General features: G+C 69.1%; 18 protein-coding genes and 4 tRNA genes. 18 read left to right on the top strand and 4 right to left on the bottom strand.

The window, feature by feature from the left end; translation table 11 throughout:
- From HMPREF3121_RS12665 to HMPREF3121_RS11960, 7 genes are all read left to right on the top strand, one after another.
- On the top strand, window positions 1-702 hold a 702-nt coding region (locus HMPREF3121_RS12665), incomplete at its 5' end, for a hypothetical protein (RefSeq protein WP_070523906.1).
- A 162-nt stretch (window positions 703-864) separates the two neighbouring features.
- On the top strand, window positions 865-1638 hold the full coding sequence (locus tag HMPREF3121_RS11985) for a hypothetical protein (protein WP_070523903.1): 774 nt from the start codon (window positions 865-867) through the stop codon (window positions 1636-1638).
- Window positions 1639-1758: 120 nt separating this feature from the next.
- Window positions 1759-2439 (top strand): hypothetical protein, encoded by a 681-nt coding sequence (locus HMPREF3121_RS11980; protein ID WP_070523900.1) that lies wholly within the window; start codon window positions 1759-1761, stop codon window positions 2437-2439.
- Between the two features lie 188 nt (window positions 2440-2627).
- On the top strand, window positions 2628-3386 hold the full coding sequence (locus HMPREF3121_RS11975; protein ID WP_070523898.1) for a flagellar basal body-associated FliL family protein: 759 nt from the start codon (window positions 2628-2630) through the stop codon (window positions 3384-3386).
- A gap of 52 nt (window positions 3387-3438) precedes the next feature.
- Window positions 3439-3696: a hypothetical protein gene (locus HMPREF3121_RS11970; RefSeq protein WP_070523896.1), complete on the top strand. Its 258-nt coding sequence runs from the start codon at window positions 3439-3441 to the stop codon at window positions 3694-3696.
- A gap of 16 nt (window positions 3697-3712) precedes the next feature.
- On the top strand, window positions 3713-4330 hold the full coding sequence (locus HMPREF3121_RS11965; RefSeq protein ID WP_141743103.1) for a hypothetical protein: 618 nt from the start codon (window positions 3713-3715) through the stop codon (window positions 4328-4330).
- A 224-nt stretch (window positions 4331-4554) separates the two neighbouring features.
- Entirely contained in the window at window positions 4555-5634 is a 1080-nt protein-coding gene (locus HMPREF3121_RS11960) for a hypothetical protein (RefSeq protein WP_141743102.1), read from the top strand.
- Between the two features lie 327 nt (window positions 5635-5961).
- On the opposite strand, the gene HMPREF3121_RS11955 is transcribed toward HMPREF3121_RS11960, so the two are convergent.
- Window positions 5962-7128: a histidinol-phosphate transaminase gene (locus tag HMPREF3121_RS11955; protein ID WP_070523889.1), complete on the bottom strand. Its 1167-nt coding sequence runs from the start codon at window positions 7126-7128 to the stop codon at window positions 5962-5964.
- A gap of 216 nt (window positions 7129-7344) precedes the next feature.
- Between HMPREF3121_RS11955 and HMPREF3121_RS11950 the strand changes: the two genes are divergently transcribed.
- The 3 genes from HMPREF3121_RS11950 to HMPREF3121_RS11940 all read left to right on the top strand — a co-directional run bounded on the left by HMPREF3121_RS11950 (window position 7345) and on the right by HMPREF3121_RS11940 (window position 8678).
- Window positions 7345-7436: transfer RNA gene (locus tag HMPREF3121_RS11950), tRNA-Ser, on the top strand.
- Window positions 7437-7439: 3 nt separating this feature from the next.
- A tRNA-Arg gene (locus tag HMPREF3121_RS11945) sits at window positions 7440-7512 on the top strand.
- 179 nt (window positions 7513-7691) lie between these two features.
- Window positions 7692-8678: an LLM class flavin-dependent oxidoreductase gene (locus tag HMPREF3121_RS11940; protein ID WP_070523886.1), complete on the top strand. Its 987-nt coding sequence runs from the start codon at window positions 7692-7694 to the stop codon at window positions 8676-8678.
- Window positions 8679-8693: 15 nt separating this feature from the next.
- Here the strand turns inward: HMPREF3121_RS11940 and HMPREF3121_RS11935 are convergent, their stop codons facing one another.
- On the bottom strand, window positions 8694-9785 hold the full coding sequence (locus tag HMPREF3121_RS11935; RefSeq protein ID WP_070523883.1) for an FAD-dependent oxidoreductase: 1092 nt from the start codon (window positions 9783-9785) through the stop codon (window positions 8694-8696).
- A gap of 147 nt (window positions 9786-9932) precedes the next feature.
- On the opposite strand from HMPREF3121_RS11935, the gene HMPREF3121_RS11930 reads away from it, so the two are divergent.
- From HMPREF3121_RS11930 to HMPREF3121_RS12760, 4 genes are all read left to right on the top strand, one after another.
- Window positions 9933-11186, top strand: a complete 1254-nt coding sequence (locus HMPREF3121_RS11930; protein ID WP_070523880.1) for an acyltransferase family protein — start codon at window positions 9933-9935, stop codon at window positions 11184-11186.
- 172 nt (window positions 11187-11358) lie between these two features.
- Window positions 11359-11431 (top strand) — tRNA-Arg (locus tag HMPREF3121_RS11925).
- Window positions 11432-11546: 115 nt separating this feature from the next.
- Window positions 11547-12188: a hypothetical protein gene (locus HMPREF3121_RS11920; RefSeq protein ID WP_070523877.1), complete on the top strand. Its 642-nt coding sequence runs from the start codon at window positions 11547-11549 to the stop codon at window positions 12186-12188.
- Between the two features lie 152 nt (window positions 12189-12340).
- Complete coding sequence (locus HMPREF3121_RS12760; protein WP_210387279.1) at window positions 12341-13444, top strand: LppU/SCO3897 family protein; 1104 nt, start codon at window positions 12341-12343, stop codon at window positions 13442-13444.
- Between the two features lie 93 nt (window positions 13445-13537).
- Here HMPREF3121_RS12760 and HMPREF3121_RS11910 read toward each other — a convergent pair whose 3' ends face one another.
- Together HMPREF3121_RS11910 and HMPREF3121_RS11905 are read right to left on the bottom strand one after the other, a co-directional pair.
- Window positions 13538-14494: a diaminopimelate dehydrogenase gene (locus HMPREF3121_RS11910; RefSeq protein WP_070523871.1), complete on the bottom strand. Its 957-nt coding sequence runs from the start codon at window positions 14492-14494 to the stop codon at window positions 13538-13540.
- A 215-nt stretch (window positions 14495-14709) separates the two neighbouring features.
- A complete protein-coding gene (locus HMPREF3121_RS11905; protein WP_070523868.1) occupies window positions 14710-15732 on the bottom strand; it encodes a prephenate dehydrogenase in 1023 nt (340 codons plus the stop codon).
- A 38-nt stretch (window positions 15733-15770) separates the two neighbouring features.
- Between HMPREF3121_RS11905 and HMPREF3121_RS11900 the strand changes: the two genes are divergently transcribed.
- The 4 genes from HMPREF3121_RS11900 (at window position 15771) to HMPREF3121_RS11885 (ending at window position 17612) form a co-directional block, all read left to right on the top strand.
- On the top strand, window positions 15771-16349 hold the full coding sequence (locus HMPREF3121_RS11900) for a tRNA adenosine deaminase-associated protein (protein WP_070523865.1): 579 nt from the start codon (window positions 15771-15773) through the stop codon (window positions 16347-16349).
- The gene (gene tadA / locus HMPREF3121_RS11895) at window positions 16339-16830 is read left to right on the top strand and encodes a tRNA adenosine(34) deaminase TadA (RefSeq protein ID WP_224371042.1); all 492 of its coding nucleotides are present in this window, start codon (window positions 16339-16341) and stop codon (window positions 16828-16830) included. Before HMPREF3121_RS11900 ends, tadA begins: the two co-directional genes overlap by 11 nt.
- A gap of 204 nt (window positions 16831-17034) precedes the next feature.
- Complete coding sequence (locus tag HMPREF3121_RS11890) at window positions 17035-17226, top strand: CsbD family protein (RefSeq protein ID WP_070523859.1); 192 nt, start codon at window positions 17035-17037, stop codon at window positions 17224-17226.
- A gap of 295 nt (window positions 17227-17521) precedes the next feature.
- A tRNA-Ser gene (locus tag HMPREF3121_RS11885) sits at window positions 17522-17612 on the top strand.
- Window positions 17613-17907: the final 295 nt, after the last annotated feature.

Here is a 17907-nt window from a genome sequence, read left to right as displayed (position 1 = left end):
GCCCCCGCCGCGGCCCAGCCGGGCGCCGCGGGCTCGCCGAGCATCCCGCCGGGCGCCATCCAGGCGATTCCGGGCATGCCCGATCTGAGCCCGATCCTGCCGAGCCTGCCGGAGTCCACGGGCAAGCGCGCCGAGTTGGGCCGCGCCAACCTGTCGCTGCCGTTCGTCGGCGCCGTCTATGACGCGACGCTGAACAAGCAGGTCGTCGCCGGTCAGCGGGTCATCCCGGGCGGCTTGGTCACGGTGCGCCTGGAGGTCGCGGGCAACGGCGGCCACACCTTCGTCCGCGAGTTGCGCAACATCATGCCCGCCGGTTTCGAGCTCGTGTCGGTGATGCGCATGAAGGACAACGCCCTCGGCCAGGCGGCGCACGTCCTGGCGGGGGAGGAGTACGAGGTCGTCGAGCGCGGGTCCGACGGGCTGCGCGAAGTCGTCGTCTCCTGGAGCGAGGACGGTTTTCTGGGGCTGTACCGGGACAATCCGCGCATAGAGAAGGGCGGGTCCGTCGTCGTCGACTTCGTGTACCGCGCTCCGATGGAGCCGGGCGACTATGAGCATGGCGGCACCATGCTCGTGAGCACCGTCGCCGGGGTGGCGCCGAAGACCGCGGGCGGCGACAAGGGCGGCGTGCCCGTCAATGTCGGCCTCGTTCCGGAGAACCTCTTCGGTTCGCTGGAGGGTTACGGCGGCGGTTCGATTTAGGGCGTTGTTTCAGGGCGTTGCTTGACGACGCCCACCGTGGGTGCGAGCCCCGTTTTAGTCGATTTCACCCTCGAAAGTCGTGACAATCACCCCAATTATGTAACGTATGGGCGCGATTGTTCGACGTTCCAAACGGAAACATCCCCACCCGATAGGACACTCATGCGCACCACCATCACCCGCACCGCCGCTCGCACGGCCATCGCCGGCGCGGCTGCCACCGCCATGCTCATCGGCGCCGCCGCCACCGCCGCCGCCCAGCCGACCCTGCCCGAGGTCACCGGCGTCACCGACGCCATCTCCCGCGCCACCGAAAACATCCCCGGCGCCGACGCCCTGGTGCCCGGCCAGCGCACCCAGCTCGGCGAGGTCTCCCAGTCCGGCATCTACTCCGCCGCGCTGTTCAAGCAGGTCATGGGCCCCCAGAACGTCGTCCAGGGCGAGGAAATCACCGTCCGCGTCGAGGTCGAGGGAGGCAAGAGCGGCCTGCTGTCCCAGGCGCGCGTCCAGGCGATCACCGACGTCATGCCCGCCGGCTTCCAGATCGACTCCGTCGTCGTCAACGGCCCCGACGGTCAGGAAACCACGCTGACCGAGGAGCAGTACACCAGCGTCGAGCGCGACGGCCTGCGCGACACCCGCATCGACTTCAACGCCAACGGCATCGGCCGCATCGCCATCGGCGAAGGCTCCCTGTCCGTCGACTTCACCTACGTCGCCCCCGAGGAAACCGGCTGGTACCAGACCGGCGCCGGCATGGAAGTCTCCGCCGCCGGCGGCACCTGGCCGCACGCCACCAAGGTCGACGAGGGTGGCCCGTCCGTCAACGTCGTGGCCCGCCCGATCATCCCCGACCTGCCCGGCATCGGGAACGACTCCTCCGGCTCCATCGACTGGGGCTCGCTGAACATCGGCGACACCGGCTCCGCCAAGTAACCCCACCGCACCCGGGCGACGCCCGCCACCGCGACCCGGTGGGCGTCGCAAAGCAAAAACCCGAACCACCGACCCGGACGCCACGTCCACGCAGAAGCCCCGCGAAAAACAGGAGCAACCGTGAAGAAACTCACCCGCACCGCCGCAGCCGCCGCCATCGCCGTCGGCATGGCCATCGGCGCCGCCTCCCCGGCCACCGCCCAGATCAATCCCGTCCTCCCCGACTTCGGCTCCCTCATGCCGGGTATGGGCGAATCGCCCGCCGACAAGATCCGCCTCGGCGAAACCGGCGGCTGGATCTGGAGCGCCTCCGTGTACAAGCAGGTCACCCGCGGCGTCACCGTCACCCCCGGCGGCCTGGTGACCACCCGCATCGAAATCATCGGCAACAACGACAACGGCGGCAAAGTCCGCGAACTCGCCGACATCATGCCGCAGGGCTTCGAGCTGGTGTCCGTCACCCGCATGAAGGAAAACGCCCTCGGCGAAGCCCTCCACGTCGTGCCGGCCAGCGACCGCACCGTCGTGCCCGTCGGCAACGGCATGCAGGAAGTCCGCCTGTCCTGGACCGAAGGCGGCTTCCTCGGCCTGTTCGAAGACAACCCCACCGTGTCCCCGTCGAAGTCCGTCGTCGTCGACTTCACCTACCGCGCCCCCAAGGAACTCGGCCAGTACCAGCACGGCGGCTACGTCCGCATGGGCTCCCTGATCGGGCCCACGTTCCGCAAGGAAAACGGCGGCACCCCGATCACCGTCGAAAACTCCCTGCCCGCCGCGTTCGGGTCCCTCGGGTCCAGCTAAACCGCGACAGGGGCGGGGGAGGAGGCGGGCGCTCCCGCCCTCCCCGGCCCATAACCACCCGCCCCGGCCGACGCCCACTCTCGCCGGCTCATGCCCACCCTCGCCGGCCCAAGGGGTGGGCGGGGTGGCGCCATCCGGGCCGTGTGCGAGAATCATCGCAGAACGTCCGGCGAGGAGTCACGAACACCATGAGCAGCCCTTTCGGCGATAATCGGCCCAACGGCAACGGGGCCGACGACGACCCCACCACCCAGTGGCACCCCCTTGACGGGGATGTCTGGCCGAACTCCCCCGGGGCATACGACGACAACCCGTGGAGCGCCGCGCCCACCGACAACCCCTTCGCCGACGGAGCGGCGGGCGGGGCCGGCGGGTACGCCGCTGGTTCGGGCGGTTATCCGGGTGGTCCGGGCGGATACCCCGGCGGGCCGGGCGGTTACCCCGGCGGGGACCAACAGCCGCAGAAGAGGGGCGGCAACGGCGGCTTGATCGCCGCGATCGGCGTCGTGGTGGTGCTGCTCATCATCGCCGGCGGTGCGCTGGGGTACTTCCTCACGTCCGGCGGCGACGAGGGCGCCGAGCCGTCCGCCGAACCGCTCACCGATTCGCGGTCGACCGCCGCCCCTGCGGAGCAGACGACCGCAACCACCACCTCCAGAGCCCGTGCCGAAGGGTGGACGGCTCCCGGCGATTGGACGAAATGCGGCGGTTCCGGCGACCCCGGTGACCTGAACCTGTACTACGCGGGAACGTCCGTGACCAGCTGTCCGTTCACCAAGGCCGTGCGCGACGCGCTGGTCGAGCACTACCTGGACACCGGCGAGCTCGACGGCGCCATCACGGCCTACAGCCCCGTGACCAAGAAGAGTTACGACATGAACTGCTCCGACGACGGCGACGTGGTCACCTGCAGGGGCGGCGACAACGCGGTCGTCCACGTTGTCTAGGCGGGCGGAGCCGGGCGTCGGCCGGCCGGAATTCAGACGCTCGGCTCTCGCGGTGGTGCTGGCCGGTGGCCTGCTGCTCGGCGGGTGCACGCTCCCCGGCGGCACCGTCGTCAAGCATGACGATGAAGGCAGCGGCGGCCGAGGCGACCACGCGTCACCCACCGCCGACGGCGACCGTCCCGATCCCACGCCGCCCGACATGCCGGACGACGCGGCGCAGGGGGATCTCGCCGCCGAAATCGACGCCATCCTGGACACATGGGGTGGCCACGCCGGCGTCGCGATCGCCGTCCCCCGGAGCCGACGGTGAGGCTGGTGCCCCGCAGGTGGCCGGTGACCTCGAGTCCGATGTTGCCTGGTCGACGTCGAAGGTGCCCGTCGCCATTGCCGCCGTGCGCCAGGCCGGTGCCGCCGACGCCTCCATCCGGGCCAACGTCAACGCCGCGATCACCGTGTCGGACAATGCCGCCGCGGAAACGCTGTGGGCGGGGCTCGGCGACCCGGCGACGGCGGCGGCCGCATCGACGGCGGTGCTTCGCGACGGCGGCGACGCGACCACGACCATCTACGCAGAGCGGACCCGCCCTGAGTACACCGCCTTCGGACAGACCCCGTGGACGCTGCCGAACCAGGCCCGTTTCGGCGCGCACCTGACGTGCCTCGACGGCGCGGGCCCGGTCATCGAGGCGATGGGCGCCATCGCCGACGACCAGCGCTACGGCCTGGGGACGATCCCCGGGGCCCGGTTCAAGGGCGGGTGGGGCCCGGACGAATCGGGGATGTACCTGGTCAGGCAGTTCGGCACGATCGCCGTCGACGGTGGTGAGGTCGGCGTCGCCATCGCCGCCCGCCCCGCAGACGGCACCTACGCGACCGGGCAGGCGATGCTCACCGAGATCGCCGCCGCCGTGCACCGTCACATGCCGGCGGGCGGCAGCTGCTAAGTTGGCGCGCACAAGTCGCCGCCCCGATCCTCGGAGCGGCGAACGCGTGCCGACGACTCGCCCGACGTCCCCGCGGCCTGCTTCCCGCCGGCCGCCCGACTTTGACCGGACGACGGTCGGCGATGACCAGGGAGGCGGACATGGCCCGGAATCTGAACCGGAGCGTGACCCGAGAGCTGACCGGGGACGAGGCCCGGAACCCGACCCGTAGCGTGACCGGGGACGTGACCCGAAATCTGAACCGAGGCGTGCGGCGGAGTGCGGCGCGCCGTGCGGTGACGGCCGTGGCGGTGGGGGCGACCCTGTGCGCGGCGTCGTGTGCGTCGGCCGAGGAACCGGCGGCCCGGCCCGCCGAACCCCTCGAGGAGGCCGCCTGGTCCATCGACGGCGCGATGGATCCGGAGCTGGCCGACGAGGTGGAGGCGATTGCGAAGCGTTTCGACGGTGAAGCCGCCATTGCCCTCGCGGTGCCCGGCGCCACGTCGAAGGATGGGCCGGTCAGCGCCGGCGAGGTGTCGGATGTGGCGGCGTGGTCGACGTCGAAGGTGCCCGTCGCCATCGCCTCGTCCCGCGACAACGAGTGGGTGGCTGGCCTGGTGCCGACGATGATTTCCGAGTCGGACAACGACGCCGCCGAGACGCTGTGGGTGGCCATGGGCGGCCCGAATGATGCGGCCGCGGCGGTCAACGAGGTTTTGGCGGAGGGCGGCGACGTCACCACCGAGTTCGATGCGATGGTCGCGCCGGGCGACACGCCGTGGGAGTTGGAGGATCAGGCGGCGTTCGCGGCGAATCTGAGCTGCATCGATGGTGCGGAGCCGGTGCTCGAGGCGATGGGGGAGATCGTCGATTACCAGTCCTACGGGTTGGGGCAGATCGACGGCGCCCGGTTCAAGGGCGGTTGGGGGCCTGACGACGAGGGCGGTTATCTGAGCCGCCAGTTGGGCACGATCCCCGTCGAGGGTGGTGTCGTCGGCGTGGCGATTGCCGCCCGCCCGGAGGATGCGACCGACGAGACCGGCCGGGAGATGCTCGACGCCCTGGCGGAGGCCATCGCGGGTCATGCTCCGCGTGGCGGGGAGTGCGAGACCTCTCCGGTGAAGGCGCCGGAGGAATCGACGTCGGAGGAGGCCACGTCCGAAGAGTCACCGTCGGAGGAGTCGTCGGAGGAAACCACCTCCGAGTCGACCCCGGCGGGGAGGCCCACGTCCGAGACTCTCGCGCCGGAAGAGTCCGCGCCGGGGAGGTCGACATCAGAGCGGCCCACGTCTGGGGTGTCCGGGAAGGTCGGCGCCGCCAACTGACCGCAGGGCCTCTGGTCCGGCAACCCCACCTGTCACCTCCGCCGCCGCAATCACAACCGCAACTTTTGTCGCGGTGAAACTGGGGCGGCGCCCCATCAAATTCGTTAGATAACGACGAATCGCCCAAAACGACTCACCGCGATTGCCGCCGACCTGGGCTTTTGTGGCGGCGGGTTGAGTCGTTTCGGGCGACTTTCCAGAATCTGGGGCACGTGGGGCCAGAGTGGTTCCGGTGGCGAGGTTCGTGCGGCGGTGGGGCGGAGTCAGGTTCGTGCGGGGCCAAAGGGGTGGCGAGGGTCGTGCGGGCCGACGCCAACCGCCCGGCCGCTACAGTCCCAGCGCGGCGAGGAGACGGTCGGTCTCGGCCGCGTCGGTGACGGTGATGCGAACACCCTCGCCGCCGAAGAACCGCACGATGATGCCCTTCTCCGCCAAAAAAGCGCCGAAGGACGGGGAATCGACGACGTCGGCGTCGGAAAGCGAACCGACCCCGGCCAGCGCCGCCAGCCGATCCTCGGGCAGCCACACGAAGTTGGTCTGCGAATCGGGGACGACGACCTCGGCCCCCGCGGCGCCGTTGATGGCGGCGGTCACGCGAACCCGCTGGTCGCGGACGCCGGCGATGCGGGCCTCGAGCTCGTCGACGGCGCGCAGCGACTCCACCGCCGCGACCTGCGCCAACGCGTTGACGGAGAACGGGATGCACACCTTGTTGATCGCCTCGATGATCTCGGCGGCGCCGAAAACGTAACCGATGCGCAGGCCCGCCAGGCCGTAGACCTTGGAAAACGTCCGCAGTCCCACGACGTTGGGGTACTTCGCCACGGCGTCGATGGCGTTGGCGGTGTCGACGCCGGTGGCGCGCCCGCCGGTGCCGCGGTCGCCGTCGGCGGGCTGCACGAATTCGATGTACGCCTCGTCGAGGGCGACGAGCACGTTGGCGGGCACCTTCGCCATGAAGGCCTCGAATTCGGCGGCGGTGATGGTGGTGCCGGACGGGTTGTTCGGGTTGCAGATGAACACCAGGCGGGTGCGGTCGCCGATTGCGGCGGCCATGGCGTCGAGGTCGTGGCGGTGGTCGGCGTCGAGCGGGACGGCGACGGGCACGGCGCCGGCGACGCGGGCGAGGATGGGGTAGGCCTCGAAGCTGCGCCATGCGAAGATGACTTCGTCGCCGTCGGTGCAGGTCGCCTGGATGAGTTGCTGGCACAGGGCGGATGAGCCGCAGCCGACGGCGACGTGGGGCGTCGGCAGGCCGAGGTGGTCGGCGATGGTGGTGCGCGCGTCGACGGCGGCCATGTCGGGGTAGCGGTTGATGCCGGCGGCGGCGTCGACGATGGCGTCGCGCACGGAGGGCAGCGGCCCCTGCGTCATTTCGTTGCTGGCCAGCTTCAGGGCGCCGGGCGTGGTTTTGCCGGGGACGTACGAGGGGATCAGGTTCAGATCTTCGCGGGTCGTCGGGCGGTCCTGGTCGGGGGTGGTGCTGCCGGTCATGGCGAAAACCTTACGCGTCCGGTTGCTTTACGACGCCCGCCGGGCGGTGGTTCGCCGGGGTGGCGCCGTGTTTCGGGGGGTGTCGGGCGGGGGCCAATCGGGGAGGGACGGGGCCGAATCAAGGGAGGGGCGGGGCCGAATCGGTCCGGGTGCGGGGTGCGGTCGGAGGGTTTTTGCCTCGTGCGGCGGCGCTCGGCTAGAATCCCCGTGGTGCACGGAGGCGTGCCAGAGCGGCCGAATGGGGCTCCCTGCTAAGGAGTTGCCTGTCTTGCGACGGGCCGGAGGTTCGAATCCTCTCGCCTCCGCCACTAGCGCCCGTAGCTCAACGGATAGAGCATCTGACTACGGATCAGAAGGTTAGGGGTTCGAATCCCTTCGGGCGCACGATGTGACCCCGGTACGTGTTCGCGTGCCGGGGTTTTCGCATGCGGGGCCACCGTTGATGCGGTCGCCGTCGTTGCCGCACTGGCCGATGTTGGTGATGTGGCAATAAACGGCGGCGTCGGTGCGTTGTGCCGGTCAGACCCAGAAAAGCAGTGTCCCCGACCCGCTGAGGAGCGATCATGATCCGCACCGAGACCATCCTCGACCTGGCCACCATCGGCGGAAAGCAGACCCACGCCGAAGCCCTGCAGGGCTCCATCGCCCTGGCGCAGACCGCCGAAAAGGCCGGGTACGAGCGGATCTGGTACGCCGAGCACCACAACATGCCGTCCATCGCGTCGTCGGCGCCGGCAGTGCTCATCGCCGCGATCGCCGCGCGGACCGAGAAGATCAAGCTCGGCTCCGGCGGCGTCATGCTGCCGAACCACTCGCCGCTGACCATCGCGGAGCAGTTCGGCACCCTGGCGAACCTCCACCCGGGTCGCATCGAGCTGGGGCTGGGCCGCGCGCCGGGCACCGACCAGCGCACCATGCGGGCGCTGCGCCGCGATCCCCGTTCCGCCGACTCCTTCCCCCAGGACGTCCAGGAGCTGCAGGGTTACCTCGGCGACGAAACTCTCGTCCCCGGCATCAACGCGATCCCCGGCAAGGGGACGCACGTGCCGCTGTACATCCTCGGTTCGTCGCTGTTCGGGGCGCAGCTCGCCGCGGCGCTCGGCCTGCCGTACGCGTTCGCCTCGCACTTCGCCCCCGACGCGATGCTGCAGGCGATGGAGGTGTACCGCGAGAACTTCAAGCCCTCCGAGGTGCTGTCGGAGCCGCACGCCTTCGCCACCATGAACGTCGTCGCCTCCGACGACGAGGAAGACGCGGCCCGCCAGCTGGTCGCGGTCCAGCGTGGCCTGGTGCGGTCGCTGCTCGGCGGCGGCCGCCGCTTCACCGACGAGGAAGCCGACATGATCCTGGACAGCCCGCAGGGCATGCGGGTCAAGAACATGTTCGGCCACGTCGCGGTGGGCACGCCGGACCGTGTGCGGGAGCAGATCGCCGAATTCGGCCGGTACTCCACCGCCGACGAACTCATCGTCGTCCACCAGGCCAACCGCCTCGACGACCGACTCCGGTCCGTCGAACTCACCGCGCGGGCGCTCGGCCTGGGGCGGTGACGGGAAGGGGAGGGCTCAGCGCACCTTCTTGCCGTAGGTCTCCGCGATCGCCCGCGCCGTGGCCTTCGCATGCGGGCCCAGGCCCGTGATCGTCGCCGAGCCCGGCCCCGTCCAATCGCCGTAACCCACCAAATGCAGACCCGGAACCGTCGGCTCGCGGCCATCCAGCAGCGACCGCACGGGGCCCAACGCCGGCCGGAAACCCGTGCACCAGATCAGATGATCGAACCCGGCGGCGCCGCCACCGCCGTTGAGCTCGTCCATCGAGGAGAACATCGGCGTCGCCCGCAATCGCCCCTCGTCGCGGGCGGCGAGCACCTCGGGCAGCATCACGATGTCGCCCAACCGCGAATCCGGCCCCGGATCCTCCTCGCCACGCAGAATCGCCACCATTCGCTCCCGATTGCGACGGAACAGCACCCGGCCATCGACGTCGTCGGGCATCCACTGCGGCTCCCGGCGCGTGAACCAGGTGACGTCGGCGACCCTCGTCAACTCCGCCGCGATCTGCGCCGCCGAGTTGGCCCCGCCGACCACCGCCACCTTCGAACCCCGGAACGGCTTCACCCCCGGATAGTTCGCCGAATGCCACTGCTTTCCGACGAACCGACCCGGTAGATGGGGTACGAACGGGGCCGACCACGTGCCGGTCGCCGCGACGACGTGATCCGCCGCCCATGACCGATCATCGGCGTGAACCAGGAACCGCCCGGCACCGGATTCCGAGGTCGAACCGGAAAGGGACGAGCCGTCGTCAAGCGAAGAACCGTCCCGCCCGTCCCGGAACTCCACCCGCGTGACGTGCACCGGACGCTCCACGGGAATGGAATAGCGGTCCTCGTATTTGCGCAGGTAATCGATGACATGCGACGCCGGCGGGAAACCGTCGAACGCGGGCATCGGAATGCCGGGAAGGTTGGAGAATTCCGCCGTGGAAAACAGCGTCATCGACGGCCACACATGACGCCACGCGCCGCCCGGACCCTCCTGATCATCGAGGACCAGAACCTCGACACCCGCGCGCAACAGGTAATACGCCGTAGCCAACCCAGCCTGCCCGCCACCGATGATGACGACTTGATGGGAGGGGATCGGCGGAGAAGTCATGACCCCACCCTAGTTTGATGCTGGCCCAGTCGAGGGCTACCGTTTCTTGGCCATGGGGTGACCGCGCGCGTCGTGCCACGGGCAATGCAACCCCGACCGCGACGGCGCCGAATCGGAGCGCGCCACTTTCCGAAGGGAATCTCCACCATGCACCGCCCCGACGTTTCGAAGGGATCGCCGCGAATCGACGGACAACCGGTTGACCGCGCCACTCCGACCACCGGTGCCGCCCCCGCGGGCCGCTCGAACCGCGTCGAATGGGCCGATGCCGCCAAGGCCATCTCCATCATCGGCGTGTGCGTGCTGCATTCGATCATCGCCGTGCCCGGCGGCGGCGACTCCACCTGGAAGGCCGTCTACCAGGTCCTCGACCCGATCCGGATGCCGCTGTTCTTCATGGTCTCCGGCCTGTTCGCCCACCGCGTGATCACCCGGTCACTGTCGGACTTGTTCCTCCGCCGCATCTGGTTCCTGCTGGTGCCGTATCTGGCGTTCAAGACGATCACGGCGGTCGTGCGGGAAATCTCCGACCCCGGCTACCAGACGATGCGCCAATTCCTCCGCTCCGTCGTCGTCGGCGACCCCGGATTGTGGTTCCTGTACGTCCTCATGGTGTTCAACCTGATCGCATGGGGGCTGCGGAAGGTGCCGCCCGCCCTGGTGGTGGCGCTGTCCTTCTTGCCGGGCCTGGCGTACGGGGTCTTCGGGCTCAACGAGTTCGAGAAGTACAACGAGATCAGCCACATCGTCCTGTACCTGCCGGCGTTCATGATCGGCCTGCACGCCCGTCGCCTGTGGCTGCGCCTGGGCGAGGTCGCCGACCCGGATCGCGTGCGTTCCCCGTTCACCGCCTACGCCGTCGCGGCGCTGGCCGTCGGCGCGTACCTGGCGTGGTGGGTGCTCGACGCCACGACGACGGGCCTGCTCGGCCACGTCATCGGCCGCCTCACCGGCGTGATCCTGGCGGTGCCCGTCGCCATCGTCGCCGCGGTGCACCTGACCAAGATGCCGGTCGTGTCGAGCATCCTGTCCGCGATCGGCCGCAACACCCTGCCCATTTACGTCTCCCACCCGCTGGTGATCTGGATGGTCGGCGCGCCGCTCGGCGACGCCGTCGTCGCCCACGGCTCCGGCTCGTTCACCGAAGTCGACGTCCGCATCCTGCTCAACCTGCTGCTGTGCACGATGGCCGGTTTCGTCATGTACGTGATCGGCAAGATCCCGGTGGTCAACTGGGTGCTGTATCCGCCGGCGCTGCCGCGTGGACGCGCGGACGGAAAGAGCGTCGACCGTCGTCCAGCATCGACGCGGGCTCCGCGCGGCACCGGCGTTCGCGCGACAAACCGCCTCCGCACCGACGGCGAGCGCACGCGACGCCGGGAAGCCGAGCCCCGGAACTAGGCACGGCAAACGGGGCCCGGGAAAACGGGGCGCGGGGCGATGTTCGCTTGCCGCGGCTTTTTCGCCCCGTGACCAGGCAATTTGTTGCTTCGTGAGGCGCCGGTGTAATGTTCTTGTTCGTTGCAGCGGCACGGGCTCCGCCCCGAGCTGCGTTGCGGCAAACGCAGGAAATGCGCCCGTAGCTCAACGGATAGAGCATCTGACTACGGATCAGAAGGTTAGGGGTTCGAATCCCTTCGGGCGCACGATCACCCCGGCAGGCATCGCCTGCCGGGGTTTTGCGTTTGCCCGGACGTCGGGACCCGCGCGGCGTAGTCTTTCGCCACGAAACTTCGATCGATCGACCGGCGGGAGAATCGCATGACGGAAGACAATCGCATGACGGACGGCAAACAGGAGCAGGGCGGGACGTGGGGCGGCATCGTCGCCCTCGTGCTGATCGGCGTGGTGCTGGCGGGCGGCTGGTTTTTCTTCTTCAAGAAGGACCCGGTGGCCGTGGGCAGCTGCATCGGGGAGGACGCGGTCGCCGAGGCCGACGGTTCGGGCGGTGAGGTGCCGGGCGCGGTGGACTGCGAATCCGACGAAGCCGCGTACCGGGTCCTGGCGATCGGCGAGAAGCCCGAGGACGTCAAGTGCATCGACGTCCCGGGCGCGACGACGGTGCTGAGCTTCATGTACGCCGACGTGTCCACGTATTGCCTGGCGGGCGTCGACGAGGACGTCGAGCGCAACATCAACGACATCGAGGTCGGCGAGTGCGTGGCCATGGAGGGCGACACGGCCCTGCGCACGGACTGTGGGGAGCCGGGCGCGTTGGAGGTGCTCGCCCTCGATCCGGATCCGAAGACCTTCGATGAGCCGGCTCTGCCCGGCATGCCCGGCACGTGCGAGAAGTTGGGTGCGCCGGAGGCCACGCAGTACTACAAGTGGGGTCTGCCGGTCACGGGGTTCAGTTCGGCGGCGAATTACGACAAGGGCATGTGCCTGGCCGAGGTTTCCTGACGCGGGCGGGAGTTTCCCCTGGGCAGAGGGTGTTAGCGTCGTCGGATTTGCTTGACGACGCCGCCGCGTGGTTGGTCACCGTTTGAGAACATTCGCCGGATTCGGCGTCCTCCGGGCTGACAAGCCGTCGCACCCGTTGTAATTTTCGCCACATGAATGACCAACGGTGGAACAATGGCGGAAGCGGCGGTCCGGGCGGTCATGGCCAGCCCAACCCCTACGCGGGTGGCCCCGGCGGCTTCGGTGGGCCGACCGGCCCCGGAGGCCCCGGCGGCCACGGTCAACCCAACCCGTACGCGGGCGGCCCCGGCGGACAAGGCGGATTCGGCGAGCCGGCCGGTCCGGGTGGGCCCGGCGGCCCCTCCGGCACCGGCGGCCCGGGCTACCCCGGCATGGGAAACGGCCCGGGCATGCCGAACGGCCCCTACGGCGAGCAGCCCCAGGGGCAGCCGGAGCAGGGGAAGAAGAAGTCGCCGCTGATGCCGATCCTCATCATCGCGGCGGTGGTCGTGCTGGTGCTCGGCGGCGTCGTGGTCGCCACGTTCTTCGGCTCGGACGATGACATCGTCACCGCCGGACAATCGTCGGAGGACACGGACGACGCTGACGGCTCCGGCAGCGGCTCCGATTCCGACGCCGACGCCGATTCCGGCGGTGGCTCGAGCAACGGATCGGACAGTGACTCGGGCACCGGCTCGGGCAGCGGTTCCGACCGCGATTCCGGTTCGAGCTCGGATGCGGACCCGGTGCCGGCCGTTGGCGATTGCGTCGTCAGGCTTGCCGAAGCCGGCGAGAGGATCGACACCCTCGACTTCCCCGAGGTCGTCGACTGCGACGACCCCGACGCCGTGTTCGAGGTTCTCCATGTGCGCCGTGATTCCTCGGGCCAACGGTGCGTCGACGTCCCCGGGGCGACGGACGCGCTGTCATACAGCCATGGCCCGGTCGAAGCGTTTTGCCTGGCCAAGGTGGGCGACGACAAGTCCCGCAACATCAATGGCATCAAGGTCGGCGAGTGCGCCGAGCCCGCCGGTGATGTCATGTACCGCACCGAATGCGGCGCCCCCGGTTCGTACCGGGTCGTGGCCACCTACGACGACCCCGGACCCATGCAGGCGGAGTACGAGGGAGCCATCCCGCAGTGCGTGGACGCCGGCGCACCGGAGGCGACGATGGTGTTCCAGTGGGGCGTCGCCGACACCTACGATTCCGTCGAGGAGTACCAACGCGGCATTTGCCTCGTCGAAGCCGGCTGACCCGGCGCCGCCACCGGGGCGGCGGACACCGAAAGAGGGGCCGTCGTCAAGCAGGAAACGCTTGACGACGGCCCCTCTCCATCGGGGAAACCCCTACACGTCGTTCTTGACCAGCTCATCCAGCGGCGTCGGAGACAGCAGGTACGGCGCGACCTCCAGGACGGTGCGGGCACCGCTCTCGCCGGCCTGACGCAGACGGTACGCGGCGCGACCGTAGGCGACCTGCACGGCCGCCGTGAAGTCGGGATTGCGCTCCAGCTCCAGGGTGAAATCGATGACGTGGCGCGACGAGCCCGCCCGACCCTGCGTGACCACCGTGCCACCATGCGGCATGCCCTGGTGATCCCGGTCGAACTCCTCCTCGGAGATGAAGTCGACGATGGTCTCGTACCCCACGAAGTAATCCGGCATGGTCACGATGGCCTCGCGGATCGAATCATGGTCGGCCTCGTCGGCGACGATGTAGCAGTGGCGGATGTGGCACTTCTTCGCGTCCAGGTCGCCGCCCTCCCCACGCTTGACGGCGGCGATGGCATCCGGATTCGGCTTGGTGTACTGCACGCCCTTCTTCACGCCCGGCACGCGGCGCACCGCATCCGAATGGCCCTGCGACAGGCCCGGGCCCCAGAACGTCATCTGGTCCGACCCGGGCAGCGCCGCCGCACCGTACACGCGGGCGAGGGAGAAGAAACCCGGATCCCAACCGGTCGAAATGACCGCCACCTGGCCGCCCTCGCGAGCCGCGGCGTCCATGTCCGCGCGATGCCGCGGGATGTCGCGGTGATTGTCGTACGTGTCGACGGTCGTGTACAGCTTCGCCAGCGCCGGCGCCTGCTCCGGCACGTCCGTGGCGGAACCGAGGCAAACGAACAGCACGTCGACGTCGTCGGCATGCTTGTCGACGTCCGCCGCGGGCAGCACCTTGGCGTCCGTGTCCAGGGAGTCGCGACGCGAGAACACGCCGACGAGTTCCATGTCGGGCTGATCGGCGATGACGCGCTCGACGCTGCGGCCGAGATTTCCGTAGCCGATGATGGCGGCGCGGATCATGGGGGTCCTTTCGTCGGAGTCGCCCGTACGAGGCCGGTACGAAGCAACTCCGCCGCCGACTCCCGGGCGGTTACGGCACCAGCGTAGACCTCGCGGGAAACGGTGTCAGTATTTTTTTCTCTGTTTTTTTAGATTTTTCGCGCATGCGCCGGCCCACATGCGCCCCGCGGCGGCGGCCCGCGGTGACGGCCTGCGGCGGTGGCCCGCAGCGGGGACTAGAAGATGTCGATCCGCCCGCCCAGCCCCTCGGCCTGCACCAGGTCGCCGACCCAATCCCCGGTGCCGGGGCTGACGCGGATGACCGGGCGCAACGACAACTTCGCGCCACCGTCGAGCTTTCGCGAACCCGCCCGCGCCAGGTACCGGCCGTGGGCGTGGAAACCGGCGTCGGCCAGCGTCGCCGCCGTGCCACGCTCGCGGAGCTCGGCGCGGGCGGCGGTGAGCAGCTCGATGACCTCGTCGAGGGCATCGACGACGGGGGCGACGTTGTTCTCGCACCAGGACATCACCATGTCGGGTTCCGCCCCCGCCACCCGCGTGCCGTCGCGGAACGACCCGGCGGCCAACGACAACGTCAACGGCCCGCCGTCATCGCCGACGACCGCCAACGCATACGACAACAAGTGCGGCATATGCGAAATCCGGGCCACCGCACGGTCATGGTCGTCCGCCGTCGCGGGAATGACCTCGGACCCCACGAGCGCACCCAACGCCGCAACATCGCGGAACGTCTTCGTCCACTGCCGCGGCACCTCGGCCCCGTCCCGGCGTGCCTCGGCGGCCCGGTCGAAACAGACGACCCACGCCGCGCCGTCGTAAAGCCCCGTACGAGTCGCCTCCCACCCCGACTCCTCCGAACCGGCCATCGGATGCGCGCCGACGTAACGGTCGCCCATCCCGCGCGCCTCGACCTCATCGAGAATCGCGCGCTTGACGCTCACCACATCCGTGATGCCGCAATCCGGCGCGAGCTCGGCGATCTGATCCAGCAGGCCACCCACCGCGAACATGGGCACCCCGATGACGAGCAACGCCCGATCCTCCTGCGCCCGCCGCAGCACCGCCGCAAGATCCGTCGACGCGTCGAACCCCTCGGCGGCCGCAGCGTTCGCGGTCGCCGCGGAACGATTCCACCCGTACACCGGCGCACCCGCCGCCGCGAGATCGCGCATCAACGAACCCCCGATCAACCCGAGTCCGAGAATGCAGGTCGGCGTGGCGAAAGAGTCAATGGTCACCTGACAAGGATGACACACCACGACTAGCCTGGGGTGGCATGAGCACGACTTTTCCGGGGCACGCGGACCCCGACCAGGGCCACCGCGACGATGACGACGACCGTTCCTACGCCGTCGCCGTCCTCCTCGGCGACGACGGGTGGACCGTGCGCGAACTCGGCGACGAGGCGCTGGACTCGCTGGCCGACGCCACCGCCCAAATGCGCCGCCTGCGCGCCGAACGCGCGTCGTTCGCGATGCTCAACATCGACGACGACTACTTCATCCTCCTGCGGCCCGTGCCCGGCGGCGTGCGCGTACTGCTTTCCGACGCCACCGCCTCGGTCACCGACGACATCGCCGCCGACGTCATGGACGAAATCGACGAGGACATCCCCGACCTCGACGAAGACGAACTCGACGACGTCGACTCGTGGCCCGAGGGCGACCTGGAAATCCTCGCCGACCTCGGTGTGCCCGAAGACGTGCTGTCCGTCATCTGCGACGACCAATCCCTGTGGGCCTCCGAGCAACTGCACGCCATCGCGGCCGAGCTCGGCTTCGACGAAGCGCTTGCCGACGAAACCGGCGTCGACGTCGGCGACCCGGACATCGACTACGCCCACGATGACGACTGACGGCCGCGCACTGCCACGACCCGAAACCCACGTCCGCGACGAAGAATGGATGCGCGCCGCCATCGACGTCGCCCGCCGCACCCCACCCGGCGACGTCCCCGTCGGCGCGATCATCGTCGGCCCCGACGGGACGGTCGTGGCGGAGGCGGCGAATCGTCGTGAAGCCGACGCCGACCCCACCGCCCACGCCGAAGTCCTGGCCATCCGCGCCGCCGCCCACGCACACGGCGACGGATGGCGCCTGGAGGAATGCACCCTCGTGGTGACCCTCGAACCATGCGTCATGTGCGCCGGCACCGCCGTCATGGCCCGCGTCGGCCGGATCGTGTTCGGTGCGTGGTCACCGAAAACCGGGGCCTGCGGGTCGATTGTCGACGTCGTCCGCGACCCCGCCCACCCGTTCGCCCCCCACGTGCGCGGGGGAGTGCTCGCCGACGAATGCGCCGAGTTGCTGCCGGAGTTTTTCCGCGGCAAGCGGTGACGGTGCGGTAACGGGGTGACGGTGCGGTAACGGTTCGGCCAAGAGGTGAGTACTTTCCTGGCATGTGGCGTGAACCGCGTTTATCGTCGTGGTTGAAGCTTCAAACGAAGAATCAACGGAACAATCCGCGAGCGTCGACCCGGGACGAAAGTCGGGAGCGACAACGCGGAACGAAAACCGGGAACGAAAATCCAGGAGGACGACATGGGCAACTTCCAGAACAAGGCCGACGAGCTCGGTGGCAAGGCGAAGGAGGCCGCCGGCAACGCGGTCGGCAACGACGACCTGGCCAACGAGGGCAAGGGCGACCAGGTCAAGGCCGACGCCAAGCAGGCCGTCGAGGATGCCAAGGACAAGGTCACCGAGGGCCTCGGCAAGCTCAAGGGCGACGAGTAAGTTCGCAGCGCTTCGAACCGGGTCTCCGCGTCAGGCGGGGCCCGGTTTTTGCGTGTGTTGGGGTGCGGCGGCTTGGTCGGGTGTCGGTGTTGGAGCGGACGTGATCCCGCGTGCTCGTCGCAAGGCGTGGTCCGTTCGGCGGTCGGTGTTGGAGTGGACGTGATCGTGCGTGCTCGTCGGAAGGCGTGGTCCGTTCGGCGGTCGACGTTGGGGGGCGTGATCGTGCGTGCTCGTCGGGAAGCCCCGTGACCTGGCGATTTGGTCGTTGAGGGGGGACTTCGATATGTTTTTTCGCGGTGGCGTGTCCGAGCGGCCGAAGGTACTCGCCTCGAAAGCGAGTGTTGGGTAACCCCCAACCGAGGGTTCAAATCCCTCCGCCACCGCCAACGGTCCCCCTACCTGTTAGTGCAGGTAGGGGGACTTTTTATGTCCGGGCCGGCCGTAAGCGTGTCCCGTCCGCCCGCGTTTTGCCCCCCTTGGCCCGTCAACCCCGTCTGCCGGGCTGTTTCGGGGCGGCGAATTCGACAAATGCAGCCTCGCCTCTGGTGAGCGTCGGTAAATGCCCAGGATGTGAAATCGTGTGGCTGCATTTGTCGTCTAACTCCGGTCGTTCGAGCCGTGATTGTGCCGCGTGGTGTGGGTGGGGCGGGTGTGATTGCGGGGGGAGGGTGCGGGTGGCTG

The sequence above is a fragment of the Corynebacterium sp. HMSC11E11 genome (genome assembly GCF_001807025.1).
GTDB classification, from domain to species: domain Bacteria; phylum Actinomycetota; class Actinomycetes; order Mycobacteriales; family Mycobacteriaceae; genus Corynebacterium; species Corynebacterium freneyi.
Note: the sequence above shows the minus strand (reverse complement) of the source record. Positions and strands in the feature narration are given on the sequence as shown.